This is a genomic window from Bordetella muralis, assembly GCF_965139205.1.
Lineage (GTDB): Bacteria > Pseudomonadota > Gammaproteobacteria > Burkholderiales > Burkholderiaceae_B > Bordetella_A > Bordetella_A muralis.
The window spans coordinates 154,930-175,915 of sequence record NZ_CBCSIU010000003.1 but is presented as its reverse complement, the minus strand read 5'-3'; the positions used below and the strand labels follow the sequence as shown (position 1 = coordinate 175,915).

19 protein-coding genes are annotated in these 20,986 nt (G+C 58.9%); 12 read left to right on the top strand and 7 right to left on the bottom strand.

Translation table 11 applies throughout. From position 1 onward, the window contains the following. Positions 1–31: 31 nt before the first annotated feature. From ACNA0I_RS07435 to ACNA0I_RS07420, 4 genes are all read left to right on the top strand, one after another. A complete protein-coding gene (locus tag ACNA0I_RS07435) occupies positions 32–1,552 on the top strand; it encodes a UxaA family hydrolase (protein WP_415805623.1) in 1,521 nt (506 codons plus the stop codon). A 66-nt stretch (positions 1,553–1,618) separates the two neighbouring features. After that, the gene (gene manD / locus ACNA0I_RS07430; protein ID WP_415805438.1) at positions 1,619–2,830 is read left to right on the top strand and encodes a D-mannonate dehydratase ManD; all 1,212 of its coding nucleotides are present in this window, start codon (positions 1,619–1,621) and stop codon (positions 2,828–2,830) included. After that, positions 2,830–4,347 carry a mannitol dehydrogenase family protein gene (locus tag ACNA0I_RS07425; RefSeq protein WP_415805437.1) on the top strand — a complete coding sequence of 506 codons (1,518 nt, stop codon included), beginning with the start codon at positions 2,830–2,832 and terminating at the stop codon, positions 4,345–4,347. Before manD ends, ACNA0I_RS07425 begins: the two co-directional genes overlap by 1 nt. A 16-nt stretch (positions 4,348–4,363) precedes the next feature. Then, positions 4,364–5,440 (top strand): Ldh family oxidoreductase, encoded by a 1,077-nt coding sequence (locus ACNA0I_RS07420; protein ID WP_415805436.1) that lies wholly within the window; start codon positions 4,364–4,366, stop codon positions 5,438–5,440. A gap of 7 nt (positions 5,441–5,447) precedes the next feature. Here the strand turns inward: ACNA0I_RS07420 and ACNA0I_RS07415 are convergent, their stop codons facing one another. From ACNA0I_RS07415 to ACNA0I_RS07400, 4 genes are all read right to left on the bottom strand, one after another. Beyond that, entirely contained in the window at positions 5,448–6,377 is a 930-nt protein-coding gene (locus tag ACNA0I_RS07415; RefSeq protein WP_415805435.1) for a YihY/virulence factor BrkB family protein, read from the bottom strand. Positions 6,378–6,452: 75 nt separating this feature from the next. Further along, positions 6,453–6,839: a copper homeostasis periplasmic binding protein CopC gene (gene copC / locus ACNA0I_RS07410; RefSeq protein ID WP_415805434.1), complete on the bottom strand. Its 387-nt coding sequence runs from the start codon at positions 6,837–6,839 to the stop codon at positions 6,453–6,455. A gap of 28 nt (positions 6,840–6,867) precedes the next feature. Further along, on the bottom strand, positions 6,868–7,767 hold the full coding sequence (locus ACNA0I_RS07405; RefSeq protein WP_415805433.1) for a copper resistance protein B: 900 nt from the start codon (positions 7,765–7,767) through the stop codon (positions 6,868–6,870). A 25-nt stretch (positions 7,768–7,792) separates the two neighbouring features. Next, complete coding sequence (locus tag ACNA0I_RS07400) at positions 7,793–9,670, bottom strand: copper resistance system multicopper oxidase (protein WP_415805432.1); 1,878 nt, start codon at positions 9,668–9,670, stop codon at positions 7,793–7,795. A 255-nt stretch (positions 9,671–9,925) separates the two neighbouring features. Here ACNA0I_RS07400 and ACNA0I_RS07395 point away from each other — a divergent pair, with 255 nt between their 5' ends. Beyond that, a complete protein-coding gene (locus ACNA0I_RS07395; RefSeq protein WP_415805431.1) occupies positions 9,926–10,609 on the top strand; it encodes a heavy metal response regulator transcription factor in 684 nt (227 codons plus the stop codon). After that, a complete protein-coding gene (locus ACNA0I_RS07390) occupies positions 10,599–12,008 on the top strand; it encodes a Cu(+)/Ag(+) sensor histidine kinase (protein ID WP_415805430.1) in 1,410 nt (469 codons plus the stop codon). The genes ACNA0I_RS07395 and ACNA0I_RS07390 overlap by 11 nt, the downstream gene beginning before the upstream one ends. Here ACNA0I_RS07390 and ACNA0I_RS07385 read toward each other — a convergent pair. Then, the gene (locus ACNA0I_RS07385) at positions 11,985–12,365 is read right to left on the bottom strand and encodes a winged helix-turn-helix transcriptional regulator (RefSeq protein ID WP_415805429.1); all 381 of its coding nucleotides are present in this window, start codon (positions 12,363–12,365) and stop codon (positions 11,985–11,987) included. The genes ACNA0I_RS07390 and ACNA0I_RS07385 overlap by 24 nt on opposite strands. A gap of 91 nt (positions 12,366–12,456) precedes the next feature. Here ACNA0I_RS07385 and ACNA0I_RS07380 point away from each other — a divergent pair, with 91 nt between their 5' ends. Together ACNA0I_RS07380 and ACNA0I_RS07375 are read left to right on the top strand one after the other, a co-directional pair. Continuing rightward, positions 12,457–12,786, top strand: a complete 330-nt coding sequence (locus ACNA0I_RS07380) for a nuclear transport factor 2 family protein (protein ID WP_415805428.1) — start codon at positions 12,457–12,459, stop codon at positions 12,784–12,786. Positions 12,787–12,791: 5 nt separating this feature from the next. Beyond that, positions 12,792–13,565 (top strand): SDR family oxidoreductase, encoded by a 774-nt coding sequence (locus ACNA0I_RS07375; protein WP_415805427.1) that lies wholly within the window; start codon positions 12,792–12,794, stop codon positions 13,563–13,565. 158 nt (positions 13,566–13,723) lie between these two features. Here the strand turns inward: ACNA0I_RS07375 and groL are convergent, their stop codons facing one another. Both groL and groES read right to left on the bottom strand, forming a co-directional pair. Next, positions 13,724–15,364, bottom strand: coding sequence for a chaperonin GroEL (groL, locus tag ACNA0I_RS07370; protein WP_415805426.1), 1,641 nt, complete (start codon positions 15,362–15,364; stop codon positions 13,724–13,726). 32 nt (positions 15,365–15,396) lie between these two features. After that, positions 15,397–15,684, bottom strand: coding sequence for a co-chaperone GroES (gene groES / locus ACNA0I_RS07365; RefSeq protein ID WP_012250823.1), 288 nt, complete (start codon positions 15,682–15,684; stop codon positions 15,397–15,399). A 267-nt stretch (positions 15,685–15,951) separates the two neighbouring features. Here groES and ACNA0I_RS07360 point away from each other — a divergent pair, with 267 nt between their 5' ends. From ACNA0I_RS07360 to ACNA0I_RS07345, 4 genes are all read left to right on the top strand, one after another. After that, positions 15,952–17,133, top strand: coding sequence for an MFS transporter (locus tag ACNA0I_RS07360; RefSeq protein WP_415805425.1), 1,182 nt, complete (start codon positions 15,952–15,954; stop codon positions 17,131–17,133). A gap of 329 nt (positions 17,134–17,462) precedes the next feature. Continuing rightward, complete coding sequence (locus ACNA0I_RS07355) at positions 17,463–18,911, top strand: aldehyde dehydrogenase family protein (RefSeq protein WP_415805424.1); 1,449 nt, start codon at positions 17,463–17,465, stop codon at positions 18,909–18,911. Positions 18,912–18,930: 19 nt separating this feature from the next. Then, entirely contained in the window at positions 18,931–19,962 is a 1,032-nt protein-coding gene (locus tag ACNA0I_RS07350) for a Bug family tripartite tricarboxylate transporter substrate binding protein (protein WP_415805423.1), read from the top strand. Between the two features lie 19 nt (positions 19,963–19,981). Next, on the top strand, positions 19,982–20,959 hold the full coding sequence (locus tag ACNA0I_RS07345; RefSeq protein ID WP_415805422.1) for a Bug family tripartite tricarboxylate transporter substrate binding protein: 978 nt from the start codon (positions 19,982–19,984) through the stop codon (positions 20,957–20,959). The last annotated feature ends 27 nt before the right edge of the window (positions 20,960–20,986 follow it).

Sequence of the window (20,986 nt, the reverse complement as noted above, 5' to 3'; positions counted from 1 at the left end):
CGCAGAACAGGCCGGCGCGCGGGCCGGCGATATTCCAATTATTCGTATTCATGCGGCCGATAACGTCGTGATTGCGCGCCGTCAATTGGTAGGCGGCACGGTGTTGCCTACCGAGGGCGTCACCGTGGCCGGGTTGATTCCGCCCGGGCATAAGGTCGCAGTGCGCGCAATTGCTGCGGGGCAGCCCGTGCGCCGCTATAACCAGGTCATCGGCATCGCGCGGCAAGACATCGCGCCGGGCCAGCATGTGCATACGCATAACCTGGCGTTCTCCGATTTCGAGCGCGACTATGCCGTGGGACAGGATGCTCATGCGACGGATTACGTGGCGCAGTCGGCCACGTTTGACGGCATCGTGCGCGCCGACGGACGTGTGGCCACGCGCAATTACATCGGCGTGCTGACGTCGGTGAATTGCTCTGCCACGGTGGCCCGCGCCATCGCTGATCATTTTCGGCGCGACATTCATCCCGAGGCCTTGTCTGCCTATCCTAATGTCGATGGCGTCGTAGCGTTGACGCATGGTGCGGGTTGTGCCACAGGCAGCGATGGAGAGCCCTTGCGGGTATTGCGCCGTACCTTGGGAGGTTATGCGCGTCACGCCAATTTCGGTGCGTTGATGGTGGTGGGCCTCGGCTGCGAAACCAATCAAATCGAAGGCCTGATGGAACAGGAACACCTGCGGGAGAGCGGGCGGCTACATACCTTCAGCATCCAAGGCACCGGAGGCACTCGACGTACGGTAGCGCGAGGCATCGAGTTGATCGAACAGATGCTGGAGGAAACGAATCGCGTGCAACGTCAGCCTGTGTCAGCCAGTCATCTGACCGTAGGTCTGCAATGCGGCGGGTCAGATGGCTATTCGGGGATCAGCGCAAACCCGGCGCTCGGAGCGGCGGTGGACCTGCTGGTGCGCCACGGTGGCGGCGCTATCCTGTCCGAGACGCCGGAAATCTATGGGGGCGAACACCTGCTGACGCGCCGGGCCGTGTCTTCCGCCGTGGCCGACAAACTGCTCGCACGACTGCGCTGGTGGGAAGACTACTGTTCTCGCAATGATGCCGAGATGGATAACAACCCATCGGCGGGGAATAAGGCCGGCGGCTTGACGACTATCCTGGAGAAATCTCTGGGCGCTATTGCCAAGAGTGGCACGACCAATTTGGTGGATGTCTATGAATACGCGCAGCCCGTCACGGCACGGGGGCTGGTGTTTATGGATACGCCGGGCTACGACCCCGTGTCGGCGACTGGGCAAGTCGCAGGTGGTGCGAATCTGATCTGCTTCACGACAGGACGCGGCTCGGCCTATGGCTGTGCACCGTCACCATCATTAAAGCTCTCGACCAATACCGAATTGTGGCGGCGTCAGGAAGATGACATCGACATCAACTGTGGTGAAGTCGTCGATGGCGATAGCGATGTGCAAGCCATGGGCGAACGGATTTTTCAATTGATGCTCGACACGGCTTCGGGCCGGCGCAGCAAGAGCGAGATCCACGGTTATGGGCAGAATGAGTTCGTGCCCTGGCAATTAGGCGCAGTGATGTAGCGATCCCGGTCGATTTGATTGTGCCGCGCCGTGACGCGCGCGGATTCCCATTTCTCGGAGCTTCGGATGAAGATCAGCAACGCACGTGTCATCGTGTGCAGTCCCGGACGCAACTTCGTTACCCTGAAAATAGAAACCGACGAGGGCCTCACCGGCATCGGCGACGCGACGCTGAATGGCCGCGAATTAGCGGTAGCGAGTTACCTGACCGATCACGTCATTCCTTGCTTGATTGGTCGCGATGCTCATCAGATCGAAGACATCTGGCAGTTCCTGTATCGCGGCGCCTACTGGCGGCGCGGACCGGTGACCATGTCGGCCGTCGCCGCAGTCGATACCGCGTTATGGGATATCAAAGCCAAGGCCGCCGGCATGCCGCTCTATCAACTGCTGGGCGGCAAGAGCCGTACTGGCGTCATGGTCTACGGCCACGCCAATGGCCGCGATATCGACGAAACGGTCGACGAAGTATTGCGTTATCGCGACATGGGCTACCGCGCCATTCGCGCGCAAAGCGGCGTGCCGGGCCTGAACGCGGTCTACGGCGTGGGCCGTGGCCGTATGTTTTACGAGCCTGCCGATGCAGACCTGCCATCCGAGCACGACTGGTCTACCGAAAAATATCTGGACCATGCCCCTAAACTGTTCGCTCGCGTGCGTGATGCCGTGGGCTGGGATACTCATCTGCTGCATGATGTCCATCATCGCCTGACACCTATCGAGGCAGGACGCTTGGGCAAGTCGCTGGAACCGTACCGGCTGTTCTGGATGGAGGACGCCACCCCTGCCGAGAATCAGGAAGCGTTCCGGTTGATCCGCCAGCACACCGTGACGCCATTGGCGGTAGGCGAGATATTCAACACTGTATGGGACTGCAAAGACCTCATCCAGAATCAATTGATCGACTATATCCGCACCACCGTGGTCCACGCAGGAGGCATCACGCATCTGCGCCGGATCGCTGATCTCGCATCGCTATATCAGGTGCGCACAGGATGCCATGGCGCGACAGACTTGTCGCCCGTGTGCATGGGCGCTGCCCTGCATTTTGATCTATGGGTGCCTAATTTCGGGATCCAGGAATACATGCGTCACACCGACGAGACTGATGCGGTGTTTCCTCATGCGTATTCCTTTGCCGACGGCATGATGTATCCGGGCGATACCCCGGGGCATGGCGTGGATATCGATGAAAAGCTTGCGGCGAAATATCCGTATCAGCGTGCCTATCTGCCAGTGAATCGTCAGGCGCACGACGGTACGTTGTGGAACTGGTGATGGGGCCTTCCCATTCTGAGGCTCAGCGGCTGGGAGCCAGTAGCTTGGCTCACTTGCCCGCTGACGTCGAGCGCCCGGGTTACGACCGCGCACAGTTGCGGCCAGGTATTGTCCACCTGGGCATTGGTGCGTTTCACCGTGCCCACCAGGCGCCCGTCACTGACCTGGCGCTTGGGGCCAGCGGTGATCTGCGCTGGGGAATTATCGGCGTATCGTTGCGCAGTCCCGATACGCGCGACGCGCTGGCACCGCAAGACGGCTTGTACACGCTATCACTGCTCGACACGGATGCCGACGGCGCATCGCGCGAAACGTTATCCGTAGTGGGTTCGGTTCTGCGCGTATTGGTAGCAGCCGAGGATTCCGGCGCTGTGCTGGCACAGATTGCGCATCCCGATACCCGTATCGTCAGCCTGACTGTGACGGAAAAGGGCTATTGTCAGGAGCCTGCCACGGGACGTTTGCGTCGCGACGATCCCGATATCGCTCACGACTTGGCTGACAGCGACGCGCCGCGCAGCGCCATCGGCATGCTGGTGCATGGTCTTGCGCGCCGTTGTGATGCCGGTTTGCCGCCGGTTACCTTGCTCTCATGCGATAACCTGCCTTCTAACGGCGATACGTTACGCGGTTTGGTGCTGGAATTTGCGGGGTTGCGCGATCCTGGTCTGGCGGAATGGATCGCCGCGCATTGCACCTTTCCCAATTCCATGGTGGATCGCATTGTGCCGCGCACGACCGATGCCGACCGTCAACGTATCGCGACACGGTTGGGGATGGACGACGCCTGGCCTGTGGTCGGAGAACCGTTTCTTGAATGGATCATCGAGGACCGCTTCGTCAACGGCCGCCCTGCGTGGGACCAACCCGGTGGCGCACGCTTTGTCGAACACGCCGCGCCATTCGAGCATCTGAAGTTGCGCATGGTCAATGGCCCGCATTCCGCGCTGGCCTATCTGGCGGTATCCGCAGGGTTGGACACGGTCAGCCAGGCGATGGCCGACCCTGCCTTGCATGACTATCTCGATGCCCTGATCAGAGAGGAAATCACCCCTACATTGCAATCCGTGCCTGGCGTCGATCTCGTGGCGTTACGCGAGCGTCTTTTGACTCGCTTTTCCAACGCTGCGTTACCACATCGCACACAGCAGATCGCCATGGATGGCTCCCAAAAACTGCCGCAGCGTTTGCTGGGTACAGTGCGCGACCGTATGCGTGCAGGGGCCGGTTATCAGCGATTGGCGTTGGCATTGGCGGCTTGGATGCAATATCTGCGGGGTTACGACGAGCAGGGAAATGCCTATCCGATACAGGATCCTTTGGCAGAGGAATTGCAGGCCCGCCTCGCATCTGCGGGGCAGGGCAGTGACACCGATATTCAGCGTGCGCGTGCATTGATCGGCTATGCGCCGGTATTCGGCGATCTTGCGGGATGCGAGGAACTCAGTGTCGAGGTCGCGCGCCATGCGATGGTGTTGAGACAGCAGGGCGTGCGCGCTGCGGTGCGTCTTTTCTGATGGGATGAGCGTGGATATGACTACGGACGACACATCAACGTTATTGCGTCATTGCGACGCTGCCACGCTGCGGGAATGGGGGCGAGATTGTTTGCTGGCCATGGACGTTTCCGAGACCGACGCGGCTTGCGTGGCAGATAGCCTGGTCCAGACCAGCCTATGGGGTATCGATTCTCACGGTATCGCGCGTTTGCCGCATTATCTGAATCGTCTTGCACATGGCTCCATCCTGCCGCGCCCGGACATCCGTGTCGTGCAGAGCGGCCCCGCTACGGCACAGGTGCATGGCGGTCAAGGCTTGGGTATCGTCGTCGCGCATCGCGCCAATGCATTCGCCATGGACCTGGCACGAGAGACCGGCATCGCTGCTGTAGGCGTCAGCGACTCGTCTCATTGCGGCGCAGTCGGTCTCTATAGCCGTGTCGCGGCCGAGGCTGGCCTGATCGGTCTTGCGTTTACGCACTCCGATTCCATCGCAGCGCCCTTTGGCGGCTATGCGCCGTTCTTAGGCACCAATCCCATTTCCGTGGCGGTACCTCGCCACGACGCTGCCCCGGTATGTCTGGACATGGCCTCGACCGCTATTCCCTGGAACCGCGTGATGAATGCCCGTCGCGAGGGCCATGAACTCCCGCCGGGTGTGGCCTTTGATGTAGACGGGAACGAGGCCACCGATCCGCAATTAGCCCGTGCGTTACGTCCGTTGGGCGGACCGCAACAAGGCTACAAGGGCTATGGTCTCGCCCTGATGATCGAACTGCTGTGTGGGCCATTGAATGGCAATCCATTCGGCCCGCATATCTCGCCGATGTACGAACAGTTGGACGTGGCCCGCCGATTAGGGGCGTTCTTTATCGTGATAGACCCTGCACGTTTCGCAGGCGGCCCTATGCTGGGCACTGTGGTCGCTCAAATGGCGCAAGAACTGGCGGCGCAACCCGGCCAGCCACGCATGCCTGGCGACCCGGAGCAGTCAGCCCAAACACAGCGTCTGCATGATGGCATCCCTATCGAACTCGGGCTATGGCGAGAATTTACGCAATGGAGCGAACGGTTGGATCTGCAGCTACCCGCAGCCATTGATACGGCGTGACTATCGACTACACCGTGTCAGGCTCGTCGCCTGAGGTTCCGGCTATCACTTCCTCGGCATGCCTGTCGCCGAATCGCTCCGCAAACTGGCGCGTGAATACCGCCCCAAAAAAGAAAATCTGCGCGGAATAATAAATCCACAACAGCAGTGCGATCATCGAGCCCGCGGCACCATACGCAGATACTGCGCCGCCACGACCCAGATAAAGGCCTATGCCCCATTTACCGATCAGGAACAGGGCTGCGGTCACTATCGCACCCGGGATGACATCGCGCCAGGGGATGTTGATGCTGGGCAGCAGCTTGTACACCACTGCAAACAGTGCCGTCACTACTGCAAAAGAGAACAGATTCGACATCCATTCGGCCACCGTGGCGAAAACCGAGTTCGTCCACAGATCCCCGTAATATGCTTTGGCCCCACCCAGCGCCGCGTTCATCATCAGCGACAGCAGCAAAAACATCGCCAGCACCAGCACCAGCCCAAACGACACCATCCTGCTGCGTAGCATGCCCTGCAGACCTGATTTGCGGTTCTTGGTCGCGTCCCACAGTTCGTCCAGGCTGGCCTGCAATTCCGCAAACGCAGTTGTCGCGCTGAATACGAGAATCGCAATGGACAGCAGGGCTGCGATCCAGCCTCCCCCCGACTCGTGGGCGCTGGCCAGTACGGTTTGCACTACCTCGGCCCCGCGTGCCCCAATAATGTCATGTACTTGGCCAAAGAGCTCCGAGCGTACTGCTTCTTCGCCAAAAAACACGCCCGCCACCGCAATGACCAGAATCAACATCGGCGCCAGCGAAAACACCATATACAGTGATAGCGCAGCGCCCTTGCTCGATGCGCGGTGTTTGGACCACTGCTTGCCCGATTCGACAAGCAATCCATAGATCTCCGAGGGGCGCAGTATTTTCAGCAGACGGGCAGGGATGGGCATGGCGTGCGGCGAAATGCAGTCAGAGTCTCTGCATTGTAGAGGGCGTTCCCGTGATGTTACAAACCCTCGGATCGATCACTTCACTTGAAAAGTAATTTTTCCGACGGCAGGGCGGGCATCCGACGAGACCGCACGCCAGTCCACTCGATACGTGCCTGCACTCAACGTATTGGCGGGGGTGATGACCATCGTCTTGCCGTCGTCTGCGCCAGCCACGCTGATTCTCATCTTCATCTCGCCATGGTTCGCCATGCCTGGCATGCTCGTCATCGTCAAGCTTGCGGCGGAGGACTGTGTCGTCAGGGCTTCGGAGAACTTCAACTCAACAGTGGCCGGCGCCGGGCCTTCTGATTGGTCTTCCGGCGTAGAAGACAACAGATCGGGCTGCGCAATCGCAGCGGTAGCAAATAGTGTGCTCGCGGCTGCAATCGCGAACTTTGCTGCAAAACGTGAAAGGTACATGGAAGCTCCAGTTGCATTGGGGTTAACGTTAAAACCAGAAGCGCACGCCTGCCACGAAACGAGTCTGTGTCGTTCGTTCACCCTCGGCGCGTACGTAGTCGGCGGTCTTTCGAAAAGTCGCGGCCTGTTCTATCCCTATGTACGGCGCAAACTGCCGATGCAGTTCGTAGCGCAGGCGCAACCCAACAGAGCCTTCGGACAAGCCGCTACCGATTTGGCGAGCGGGGTCGTCTTTACCAAAGAGCTGGACCTCGACCTTGGGTTCCAGAATCAGCCGTTGGGTGAGGAGCATTTCATAGCTCGCCTCAAGACGCAGGGCGGTGCGGCCGCCGCTACCGACGTAGGCAGTGGCATCGACTTCGAACCAATAGGGAGCCAGCCCCTGTACGCCAAATGCCAGCCACTCCCGATTAGGGCCTTCGCCGGCGTCCAGGCGCACACCCAGCTGGCTGTCCCAGTACGCAGAAATCGCGTGGCCCCATAGCAGTTCGGTCCGAGACTCTTGCAGCTTTCCCTCGGCCCAGTCGCCTTCTGCCTTCATCACCAGCCGGTCGTAAGTCGTGCCATACCAGCCCTGCAGAGAATAGGCCGTGCTGTCGGCGCCCTTGCGGGCAAAGCGGCGTTCAAAGGTATCGGCGCGCAGCGACATGAAACGGTGCTCTCCGTGGAGCATGAGCTTCGGAACACCAGGCACGGCATAGTCGCCTTCGCCCAGCTTTAAACCGTTGGAGTACGCATTCGGATCGCGTGCATTCGGTGGCGCCGAGCCACCCTGCATTTTCATGTCGCCGTGATCCATTGACGGCTCGGATGCTGTTGCATTCTGGTCGGCGTCGTGGCCTGCGTGCGGGTCTGCCGCCTGTACCGCAATGCTTGTCAGAGACGCAACAGCCATGGCCAGTGCTCTGATAGGTGCTAGTTTCGACATCAACGTTTCCTTTTTCTGCACTGGCTCAAGACACCACGACTTCGCGGAACATCCCCGCATCCATGTGGAACATCAGATGGCAGTGCCACGCCCAACGGCCAAGTGCATCGGCCGTTACCAGGAAGCTCACACGCTGCGCGGGTTGCACGGGCAGGGTGTGGCGGCGTGCCAGGAACTTTCCGTCCGGACTTTCCAATTCGCTCCACATACCATGCAGGTGCATCGGATGAGTCATCATGGTGTCGTTATGCAAGATCACCCGCAGACGCTCGTTATGGCGGAAATGGATCGGCGTGGATTTGCTGAATTCCAATCCATCGAAGGACCAGGTGTAACGCTCCATATTGCCCGTCAGATGCAGCTCGACTTCCCGGCCCGGTCCACGCGCATCCATGGGGCCAGAAGGGGTGTGCAAATCGGCAAGCGTCAATACCCGTCGTCCGTTGTTGCGCAGCCCTATACCGGGGTCGTCAAGATTGGTGCGGGCCATATCCACGCGCATATCCGTGCTCGGTCCGTATTCGGTGCGGGCGTGGCGCGCCGTCGTTGACGGCGCAGTCAGGCCTCCCACTGCAGCGGTGTGCTGACTGTGATCCATCGCCATGGCGGCATGATTCATCCCCGTCATCGCGCCGTGACTCATGCCGGTCATGCCTGTCATTCCAGTCATGCCCGTCATTTCGGTCGTATCAGCCATGCCGGTCATCGAACCATGGTTCATCGATCCATGTCCCATGGCTCCGTGATTCATTGACCCCATCATGTCCGCCATGCTCAGCCACTCAGCCGTATCGACTGCAGGTACGGCTGCCTGCAATCCTTCGCGCACGGCCAGCGTTGCGCGTGCGAACCCTGAACGGTCCATCGATTGGGCAAAGATCGTATATGCATCATCACGAGGTTCGACGATCACGTCGATCGTTTCTCCCGGACCAAAACGGAACTCGTCTACGGTCACAGGTTCGACATCCACGCCATCGACCTGCACGACCCGCAGCTTCAAGCCGGGAATGCGCACGTCATAGAAGGTGTTGCCGCCGCCGTTGACCATACGTAATCGCACGCGTTCACCGGGACGAAAAAGCGCCGTCCAGTTACCAGCAGGCGTGACGCCGTTGGCCAGGTAAGTCAGGGTCTGCGCAGAGAGATCGGCCAGGTCGGTCGGGCTCATGCGCATCTCGTTCCACATCTTGCGCTTGTCGAATGCCGCGCCGAAGCCCTCCTGCGCTGCATCGCGAAAGAAATCGAGCACCGTGGGTTGGTGATAGTTGTAGTAGTCGCCCTGTGACTTGAGCTTGCTGAATACTCGCATCGGATCTTCATCGATCCAGTCGGTGAAGACCAGCACATGATCCCGGTCTGCCTTGATGGTCTCGGCGCCAGCAGGATCGATGATGATGGCTCCGTACATGCCGGTCAGTTCCTGCATGCCCGAGTGCGAGTGGTACCAGTAGGACCCGCTTTGTTGAACTTTGAACCGATAGGTGAATGTGGATCCCGGGGGAATACCCGCAAAACTGATTCCGGGAACGCCATCCATCTGGTAGGGCAGAATGATTCCGTGCCAATGGATCGAGGTCGGCTCGCGCAGCTTGTTGGTCACACGGATCGTGACCGTCTCACCCTCGTGCCAGCGCAGCGTAGGAGCCGGCAGCGAGCCGTTGATAGTCGTCGCGGCACCTGGCTTGCCGGTGAAGTTCACCGGCGTTTCGGCGACCACCAAGTCGAATTCGTTGCCGCGTAGAATCGGCGGTGCGCCATGACTGGCCCTCGCTCCCTGGGCCATCGCTTGCATTGCCGGAATGGACAGACTGGTTAATACGCCACCCGCTGCCAACCCCTGCACAAAGCGCCGGCGGCTCAGCCCAAAGGCAGGCAGGATCAACGGTGATCGGCGTGGCATAGAAAGATTTCCTCAGAGGATCAATAAAAGCGTCGGTACAGATTCCTGCGGGCATGGAATCGCTTGTTTTGACGTGCTATGGGCAGAATACGAATCCGCCACTTTCCGTTAAATGACCCGCGCATTACATTCATGTAATGTTCCGGTAATGTTGATGGCAGGTGGTGGTAGGTAAATTGCACGATGGTGGTCTGTCGAACGTCGCAACCTCATGTATGACAGCCGTCGTCACCGGAATACCACAAGGGGTAAGCGATGAAGTTGCTGGTCGTCGAAGACGAAAACAAGACCGCGGACTATGTCAGGCAGGGCCTCACCGAGGCGGGGTTTGTGGTGGACTTGGCACGCAATGGGCTGGATGGTCAGCACATGGTGATGAACGAGACCTATGATCTGGTCGTGCTGGATGTCATGCTCCCGGATGTGGACGGCTGGCGTATCGTTCAGTCGTTGCGAAATGCGGGTGCGCGCGTGCCTGTCTTGTTCCTGACCGCGCGCGGCAGTGTGGACGACCGCGTCAAAGGGCTGGAATTAGGAGCCGATGACTACCTGGTGAAGCCTTTTGCGTTTTCAGAACTGCTGGCCCGGGTTCGCACGCTGCTGCGGCGTGGCAGTGCCTCGGCCCATCCCGATCGCCTCGAAGTGGCAGACCTGGTGCTTGATCTGCTCGGACGGCGCGCAAGCCGCCAAGGCGTGCGGATCAATCTGACGAACAAAGAGTTCTCCTTGCTTGAGCTGCTGGCAAGGCGAAAGGGCGAAGTCCTGCCACGCTCTTTAATCACATCCCAGATATGGGACATGAATTTCGATAGCGATACCAATGTGATCGATGTTGCCATACGCCGGCTGCGCGCAAAAATAGATGATGCGTTCGAGCCCAAACTCATTCATACCGTACGGGGAATGGGGTACATGCTGGACGCTCCCGATGAGAAGTAAACCAGCCACAGGGCGGCGGCCTGCTTCACTGGCATTGCGCGTAACGTTGCTGGTAGGCATCGCGACCACATTGGTATTTCTCTCATTCAACTGGGTCGTCTTGCGCGCGCTGCATATGCATTTTTCCGAGCAAGATGCGGGGGAACTGGACGCCGTGGCAACAGCGGTCGTCAACACCTTGCAAGCAGGGAACGATGATGACGCCTCGCTAGTGCAACGGCTGGGTGCAATTGCCGTGGGACATCATGGTGTGTTCTATGGCGTGTTCGACAATGCAGGGCGAACGGTCTATGCCACTCCCGGGCCTGATCTTTCTGCAATCTCCCCGCCGAGCAAGTCATCCCGCTTCGATCCTGATAGCGTGTCAGTGTGGGACGAGGGTGGTAAATCGTATCGGGGTGGGGCGTTCTGGACTGATGTAGCGGACCTCGGTGCGTCCGCGCCTCGGGTCGTCGTGGCGATGGACATTGATTTCCATGTGCATTTCCTGGATTCATTCAAGCAGATGCAACGCTGGGCAACGGCCATCGTGCTCCTCATTTCGATCGTCGTCGCCTGGTTAGCGGTCCAGTGGGGGCATCGTCCGATCCGCAAGATCACTAGAGAAATTCAAGCCATTCGTTCTTCACAGCTCGACGTCAGGCTGCATCCCGCTGATGTTCCCATGGAACTGGCTGAGTTGGCTACATCGTTCAACGATATGATCGGCCGCCTCGAAGACAGTTTTTCCAAGCTATCGCATTTCTCTGGCGATATTGCGCATGAGTTGAGAACACCTGTCACGAATCTGGTGACTCAGACGGAGGTAGCGCTGAGCCAAGCTCGCTCGGCTGCTGAATACCGGGAAATCCTCTACTCGAATCTTGAGGAGTTTGATCGCATGGGCCGCATGATCGGCGACATGCTGTTTCTGGCCCAAACGGAAAATGACCCAAGGAATTTGCATAGATCGAATATAGACCTTGCTGAGCTGATTCGCGGCTTGTTCGACTACTTCGAAGCGCTCGCAGAGGATGCGGGCATCGTTCTTCGATTAGAGGGTGAGGCCCAGCCGGTGCGTGCAGACAAGGAAATGATCTTGCGTGCGCTGAGTAATCTCTTGTCCAATGCCATCCGCTATACGCCGCGTGGTTCGTCAGTCACAGTCAGCTTGACGCAGGACGAGCGGTCGACGCGAATCAAGGTGGAAAATCCCGGCCAGAAAATTCCCGAGCAATATCTGCCCAAATTGTTTGACCGCTTTTTTCGGGTTGATCCCGCACGTCAACGGAACTCTGCCGGGGCAGGGCTGGGGTTGGCAATCGTAAAATCCATCGCACAAATACACGACGGTACCGTGTCCGTTACCTCGGACGAAACGATGACGAAGTTCGATTTAACGCTGCCCCGCCTCTCGTAAATTTCTCCCATCTACGGCATCCTTCGATAAAAAAGCATCGCGTTGCTCCGCCCATTTCAGCATCTCATCCAAGGCTGGGCACAAGGCCTGTCCCCACTCGGTGAGCCGGTACTCGACCTTGGGCGGCACTTGAGGGTAGAGCTTTCTGGAAACAATGCCATCGGCTTCTAATTGCCGCAGTTGTTGAGCCAGCATCTTCTGGGAAATACCTGGGATCAGCTTTTCGAAGTCCGAGTAGCGCTGCACTTTTCCATCGAATAGGTGGAAAAGAATGATGAGTTTCCATCGGCCCTCAAGCAATCGGAGGACTTCCTCTACCCCCACTGCTGCGGTCGCCGGTGTGTATGTCTTTCTCATAACTCAGTAACTTACTTTTTAGTGCGTTCTTGATAGATAGGTAGTCTATGGTGAAAATACCTGTACGGCAAACACTAGCGAGAACGCGATTATGTCCCTTTCACTACCAAGCTCTATTTCCACCTATTTCGAGATCAGCAACGGCTCGGACATTGCCCAGATCGGCGATTGCTTCACGCAAGATGCTGTCGTTGTTGACGAAGGCCAGACATACCAGGGGCCGGTTGCCATTGAACGCTGGACGCTTGATGCACAGAAAAAATATGAATACACCGTTGAACCTGTCAGCGTGACCCGAAACGGTAATAATCATCTGTCTGTCATTGCCAATGTGGTTGGCAACTTTCCGGGCAGCCCGATACGGCTGGATCATTTGTTTGATCTGGCGGGCGACAAGATCCAGTCGCTGAAAATAGGCTGACGCTCATGCGCTTGGACCTGCAAAATAAACGTGTTCTCGTGACTGCGGGCACTAAAGGAGTTGGGAAAGCTACCGTTGATTTGTTTCATGAGCTCGGCGCAAGAGTGCTCACAACGGCACGCAAGCGGCCAGCCGATGACTCAGCAGACATCTTCGTTGCTGCCGACCTGACGACGATCGACGGCTGCAACGCCGTGGCAAATGCAGTCATTGCCAACTTTGGTAGCGTGGACATCATCGTCCATGTCCTGGGCGGTTCAACGGCACCCGGAGGAGGCTTCGCATCGTTGGGAGAAGACGAGTGGCAGCGCGAGCTGAACCTCAATTTACTGCCTGCCGTTCGCCTGGATCGTGCATTGTTGCCTGGGATGCTGGCACAAGGCACCGGCGTCATCATCCATGTCACCTCGATCCAGCGTCAACTGCCATTACCCGAATCGACTACAGCCTATGCAGCAGCGAAGGCTGCCCTGTCGACGTACAGCAAAAGTCTGTCTAAAGAAGTATCACCGCAGGGAGTTCGTGTCGTCCGGGTGGCCCCAGGATGGATTGAAACCGAGGCGTCGGTTGCGCTGGCAGAGCGGCTCGCCTTGCAGGCCGGAACGGACTATGAGGGTGGCAAGCAGATCATCATGAAGTCACTTGGAGGCATACCATTGGGACGACCGTCTACGCCCGTTGAGGTGGCCAATCTCATCGCATTCCTGGCATCGCCATTCGCTGCAACGATCACGGGCACGGAATACGTGATTGATGGCGGTACGATTCCGACTGCATAGATAGTACGGAGAGCGCCGGCAATGGGGGATAACAGAAAGCGGCTTGCACATCGAGCAGTCGCCGTCAAATAAAAAACACCCCCGGAGCATAAACCCCGAGGGTGTTGATTCGGCATATCCCCGGCATGCCGGGGATATTTCGCGACAATGGCGTGGACTTAGAAGTCCATGCCACCCATGCCGCCCATGCCACCAGGCATTGCGGGAGCAGCGGGCTTGTCTTCAGCCAGTTCGACCACAGCGGCTTCAGCCGTCAACAGCAGGCTGGCCACCGAAGCGGCGTTTTGCAGTGCGGTGCGGGTCACCTTGGTGGGATCCAACACGCCTTGCTCGACCAGGTCGGTGTACTCGCCGGTAGCGGCGTTGTAGCCGTAGTTGCCTTTGCCGCTCAGAACCTTGTCCACCACCACGCTGGCTTCTTCGCCGGCGTTGGTAACGATGGTGCGCAGGGGTTCTTCGACTGCACGCAGGATCAGCTTGATACCAGCGTTCTGGTCAGGCGTATCGCCTTGCAGGCCAGCGATGGCTTGCTTGGCACGCAGCAGAGCTACGCCGCCGCCAGCAACCACGCCTTCTTCCACAGCAGCGCGGGTAGCGTGCAGGGCATCTTCGACGCGGGCTTTCTTTTCTTTCATTTCGACTTCGGTAGCAGCACCGACGCGGATCACAGCAACACCGCCGGCCAGCTTGGCCACGCGCTCTTGCAGTTTTTCACGGTCGTAGTCCGAGGTCGCTTCTTCGATTTGCACGCGGATTTGCTTGACGCGGGCTTCGATGGACTTGCTGTCGCCAGCGCCGTCGATAACCGTCGTGTTTTCCTTGGCAACTTCGATGCGCTTGGCTTGGCCCAGGTCTTCCAGGGTAGCCTTTTCCAGCGACATGCCGGTTTCTTCGGAGATCACCACGCCACCGGTCAGGATGGCCAGGTCTTCCAGCATGGCTTTACGACGATCGCCGAAGCCAGGCGCCTTGACAGCGGTGGTCTTCAGGATGCCGCGGATGTTGTTCACAACCAGGGTAGCCAGGGCTTCGCCTTCGACGTCTTCGGCGATGATCAGCAGAGGACGGCTCGACTTGGCAACTTGTTCCAGCACGGGCAGCAGATCACGGATGTTGCTGATCTTCTTGTCGAAAATCAGAACGTACGGATCGTCCAGAGCGGCAACTTGCTTCTCGGGGTTGTTGATGAAGTAGGGCGACAGGTAGCCGCGATCGAATTGCATACCTTCGACCACGTCCAGCTCGTTTTCCAGCGACTTGCCGTCTTCGACGGTGATGACGCCTTCTTTGCCGACCTTGTCCATCGCGTCAGCGATGATCTGGCCGATCGACGAGTCGCTGTTGGCCGAGATCGAGCCAACTTGAGCGATTTCCTTGCTGGTGGTGACCGGCTTGGATTGCTTGGCCAGTTCAGCCACGGCAGCGGCCACAGCCTTGTCGATACCGCGCTTGAGGTCGATGGGGTTGAAACCAGCGGCAACGTACTTCAGGCCTTCTTGAACGATGGCTTGAGCCAGCACGGTGGCGGTGGTGGTGCCGTCGCCGGCGTTGTCCGAGGTCTTCGAGGCAACGTCTTTAACGAGTTGAGCGCCGATGTTTTCGAACTTGTCTTTCAGTTCGATTTCCTTGGCAACCGACACGCCGTCTTTGGTGACGGTCGGGGCGCCGAACGAGCGCTCGAGCACAACGTTACGGCCCTTGGGGCCCAGGGTGGTTTTGACAGCGTTGGCGAGAACATTCACGCCACGAACGATGCGCACGCGCGCGTCATCGCCGAACAGGACTTGCTTGGCAGCCATTGTGAGCTTCCTTCGAAATTTTGTTCAGGTAATTACTGGATCACGGCGAGGATTTCTTCCTCGCGGATGACGAGCAGCTCTTCGCCGTCGACTTTCACCGACTGGCCGGCATACTTGCCGAACAGAACCTTGTCGCCAGCCTTCAGATCGACCGGCAGCACTTTGCCGTCTTCGGTCTTCTTGCCCGGGCCAACGGCCACGACTTCGCCTTGATCCGGCTTTTCAGCGGCGCTATCAGGGATAACGATGCCCGAGGCAGTTTTGCGCTCGTTGTCCAGGCGTTTGACGATCACGCGATCGTGCAGGGGACGCAGGGCCATGAGGAACTCCTGTTTCTAAATATAGAAGGTGAAAAAATCGGGTTTCAGGCCGGGAAGCAGTGTTAGCACTCACCGGCAGCGAGTGCTAATTATAGGGATGATGGCGGGAGGTTCAAGGGGGGAAGGGGCGTTGTTACATTTTTGGTGGAAGATTTCATCCAACTTGCGCCAAGTCCAGGGGCTGTTCGGACGAAACATTCGTTCAGGAGCAGAAACCTGTCGAGTGTTGAGCGGATCATCCTGCCCGCCTATGATGGGCTGATCTATATGAACAACCAAGAATATCGGCATCGTCATAGCGTCCCCACCGCCATGCTGATCATCGGGGCCGCGTTCCTGGGCAGCACGCTCGCGACGCCCTTTTATCTGCCGTACCAGCAAACTTTCGGGTTTAGCGAATTCACGCTGACGCAGATTTACGCGATTTATGTGTTGGGCAATATGGTGGCGCTGCTGTTCTTGGGGCGCCTGTCCGATAGCCTGGGCAGAAAACCCATCCTGATGGCCGCATTGCTGCTCGCCTGTCTGTCTACGTTGTTGTTCATCTTCGCGGCTGGCACGATCTGGTTGTTCGCTGCCCGACTGGTCAGCGGGGTGGCTGTAGGCCTGGCGTCCAGCACGGGCACGGCCTGGCTGGTAGATATCGACGCCGAGCACCACACCGAACATGCTACTGTGCGGGCCGCGGGGGCGAACTTCGCCGGATCTGCCATCGGTCCGCTGGCGGGCGGCGTGCTGTATCAGTACGCGTTCGCGCCCATGCAATTGGCATGGGGCTGCTATCTAGCCGCACTGGTTGGCGTGCTGATATTGCTGTGTCGCGTGCCGGCGGACCGGCCGATGGCATCCGGCCGGCCGGACCTGCGGCCGCGCATCGCGGTACCGCGGCGTTTGCGCCGATACTTCATCACTCCCGCCTTGACGGCCTTTTGCGTGTTCGCCTTCATTGGTTATTACCTGGCTTTACTGCCCAGCATCGTGCAGGGAATCCTGCCGTCGGGAGGTGGCTTGGCAACCGGCGCCATCATGTTCGTGCTGTTCATGGGGGGGCTGGGAGCGCTGCTGGCTGAGCGTCACTTTTCCTGCGACCGCAGCATGCGCATCGGCCTGATGCTATTGGTGCCGGCGTTGTGCACGTTCTACCTGGCACAGCGCGAGGCGTCGCTCGGGTTGCTGGTCCTGGCTACGCTGCTCACGGCCGCGGCATCGGGCATGGGGTTCGGCGGCAGCCTGCGCGTTGTCGGCCAAATCAGCCCGTCCAGCCATCGCGCGTCGATTTCGTCCGCCTACTATCTTGCTTGTTTCGTCGGCGCGTCCATTCCGGTATTAGGCATCGGCCTGGCGGCCGTGCTGTGGGGCCTGGCTGCTGCCAGCTTGATCTTCACGGTAGTGACTTCATTGCTGGTGGCGGCCGCGCTCGTCGCCCGCAGAAGCGGGCCTGAGAATTGAGGATTGGGTCGCTCGCGAGTTGCTCTTCTACTGGGCCTGGCCTCGGAAATCATCGCGTATTAGTCGTTGCTGGCGAAGATAAGCTCGAGCCGAGGGGATTGTATTCACGGCCCTCAGAAAATCCCACCACCCCGCGCTCCGGGCGATGTTGAGCGGTAAAGCGACTTCACCTGCTTTAAACACCTCTTCATGAAAACTGGATACGAATGACAGGCTGACCTACCTATAATTCGAAAATGAATCATTTCATTTAAATTGCGATATAGGATAAAAATATCCCTTATTTAGCGCTAAAAATTCCAGATAACGTTTCACTTTAGGATCAACTAATGAGCGCAGCACTCTTGCACATCGATGGCCTGCCACCGACCGGGCAACTGATCAATGGCCGATGGCTCGATGGCGGCCCAAGCTTTACCGTCGAGGACAAATTCAGCGGCCGTCCTGTGGCCGAAGTCACCTCGGCAACGCGTGACCAAGTGGCCGAGGCTGTGCGCGTCACTCGAGCCGCCGTTGACGGCGGTCCGCCGCCGCCGCACGACCGTGCCCTGGTATTGCGCCGTGCTGCCGGGTTGATTGAGTCCTACCGGACGCGCCTGGTCGATGTGATGGTGGCCGAAGCCGGCTTCACGATCGTTGATGCCAATGGAGAAATCGATCGTGCGATCGTCACGTTGAGTCTTTCCGCGGACGAGGCTCTACGTTTGGTAGGCGACGTCATCCCGTTTGGTGCCAGCCCTGGCGCACATCGCCGTATGGGTTTCACGCAGCGATTTCCCATTGGGGTTGTTTGTGCCATTACTCCCTTTAACGCGCCGCTCAATACGGTGCTACACAAGGTCGCGCCCGCGTATGCAGCAGGCAACTCGGTCGTGCTCAAGCCCTCGGCCTTTACGCCGCTGACCAGCGCGTTGCTGGCACAACTGCTTCTGGAAGCAGGAATGCCGCCCGCGTTTCTGGCGGTGGTGCAAGGTGAGGGCGATACTGTCGGCACATGGCTGCTCGAAGAACAGGACATCGCTTTCTACACCTTTACGGGCAGTACGAGAGTGGGGCGCATCATTCAACAGGCGGCTGGCCTGCGACGTACACAGATGGAACTGGGCAGCATCGCCAGCACGATTGTCTGCTCCGACGCAGATCTGGAGCGCGCAATACCAAAGATCGCCAATGCCGGACTGCGCAAAGCCGGTCAAGTCTGCACTTCTGTGCAGCGGCTATACGTGCAGCGGGATATCGCCGAGGAAGTCGGCCAGCGTCTCGCGGCATTCGCTGCCACGCTCAAGGCTGGTGATCCGCGCGACCCGGATACCAAGGTCGGTCCACTGATCAGCGAGCAAGCTGCGATTCGTGCCGAAAGCTGGCTGCGCGAAGCAGAACAAGGCGGCGCCCAACTGCTGTGCGGCGGGCAACGCGAACGCTCGGTCATCACACCTGCGATCGTGACGCATGCCCCCGACGGCGGCCGCGTCTGGTGTCAGGAAGCGTTCGCACCATTGCTGGCCCTGCGGCCCTTCGACGATTTCGAAGAAGCGATACGCGATGCCAACTCGACCCCGTTCGGCTTGTCGGCCGGCGTGTTTACTCAAGACATCGATCGTGCTTTGCGCGCGGCCTCGACCTTGCGTTTCGGGACTGTACAGATCAATGAAACCTCAAGTGCCCGTTCTGACGTGATGCCTTTTGGCGGAGTCAAGGACAGCGGCTTCGGCAAGGAAGGTCCCGCTCACGCGATTCGCGAGATGACCGAAGAACGGCTGGTCGTTTTCAATCCATGAGGTGTTCTGCAAAAGAATCATGAAAAAAGAAAAATTCATTCGGAGTGAGACATGCGATGCGCGACGCCGCCTCCTGTTGGGAGCGGCCGCCGCAACCGCTGGTGCCGCCTTCCCCTTGGGACGAGCCTGTGCTAGTGGGGGTGCCTTTCCCTCCAAGCCGATTGTCCTGATCGTTCCATTTGCGCCTGGCGGTCCCACGGATGTGCTGGCACGCGTCATCGCCGAGGGAATGGCCAAGGACCTGGGGCAGCCCATCATCGTCGAGAACACGCCTGGGGCCGGTGGCACCGTAGGCAATGCCCGCGCCGCACGCATGGCCGGTGACGGATATACGCTGCTCATTGGCAACGTAGGCACGCTGGCGGCCAACACGACGCTGTATAAAAAGCTTCCGTACGACATCCTCAAGGACTTCATCGCCTTGGGTTCTGTCGGCGATGCGCCGCAAGTCTTGTCGGCACGAAAAGATTTGCCGGTTTCCGGTCTGGATGAGTTCGCGGCCCACGCTCGCGATCACGCCAAGGAGATGAATTTCGGTGCAGCCGGCGTGGGCTCAGGCTCGTTTCTGGGTGGTGTCCTGTTAAACGAGCGGCTGGGCCTGAAAATAACTGCGGTCAATTATCGCGGGGCCGGCCAGGCGCTCAATGATGTGATCGCTGGCCATCTGGACTATCTAGTGGATAGCAGCACGACCTCGGTCGGCTATGTGAAGTCCAACATGGTGCGCGGTGTCGCCGTGTTGAGGCCACAGCGGATTGCAGCGCTGCCCGACGTGCCAGCCGCTGGCGAGTCGGCATTCGCCGACCTGCACTACGACATCTGGAACATGCTTCTGGTGCCTCAGGGCACACCGGCGCTTGTCGTTGAGCGCCTGAGTCAGGCGTTGCGCAATTCCGTGGCTGCGCCCGCTACCCGCGAGCGTCTGTCCGGCTCCGGTATCGAAGTGCCCAACCCACGCAACCAGACGCCGGAAGGCGCAGCTGAATTGCTGGCCAGTGAAGTACAGCGCTGGGCCCCCATTCTGACCAAACTCAACATCACCGTTGATTGACAACAATACAGGAGACACAATGCGTCAACTCAGTTCACGTGCCGCGGCTACGCTCGCCACCTGTGCAATGTTCCTCATGCCGGGCACGGCGGCTCGGGCAGCCGAGTGGCCCCAACAGCCGATCACATTGGTCGCGCCGTTTACCCCAGGGGGGACAACCGACATCGTCGCGCGTGCGGTAGCGATGCAGTTGCAACAGCAACTGGGTCAAACCGTGATCGTCGAAAACAAGCCTGGTGCAGGCGGCACCCTGGGGGCGGGCATCGTCGCCCGAGCCAAACCCGACGGCTATACCTTGTTGCTGGCCAATGTCGGTCACACTGCAGCCAGTGCGCTGTACAAGAATCTGCCGTACGACTTCGAACGTGACATGACGCAGATCACGACAGTGGCCGACGTGCCCAATGTCCTGGTCGTCGCGAAAAGCTCGCCGGTCAATAGCGTCAGCGAACTGCTGGATTATGCCAAAGCGCACCCCAAGGAAATCGACTACGGTTCGGCCGGCATCGGTACTACACAACACCTGTCGGCGGAACTGCTAAAGAAACAGACGGGTATGCAAGCTCTGCATATACCGTTCAAAGGCGCCGCGCCCATGATGACGGATCTCATTGGCGGCCGTCTCACCTTTGCCCTGGATTCGGCAGCCTCGGCGGCCGCGCAGATCAACGGTGGCGGCGTCAAACCGCTGGCGGTGACCAGCCTGGAGAGAACGCGGTTCCTGCCCGACGTGCCGACCCTGGACGAATCCGGCGTGTCGGGCTATCAGATGTCTACCTGGTACAGCCTGGCCGGGCCCAAGAATATGCCACCTGCCGTCGTGCAGCGCATCTGGCAAGCCGTCAAGGCCAGTATGGACGACCCAGTCATGCGCAAAACGCTCGAAGGCATGGCCGCAAACCCAGGCGGTATGGACCCGGCCGAATTCCAGAAGTTCGTCCACGAAGAAACAGTACGTTGGACCACTCTGGCTAAAGACTGGGATAGCAACGACTAAGCGTTCATAGCACGACAACACACAAAA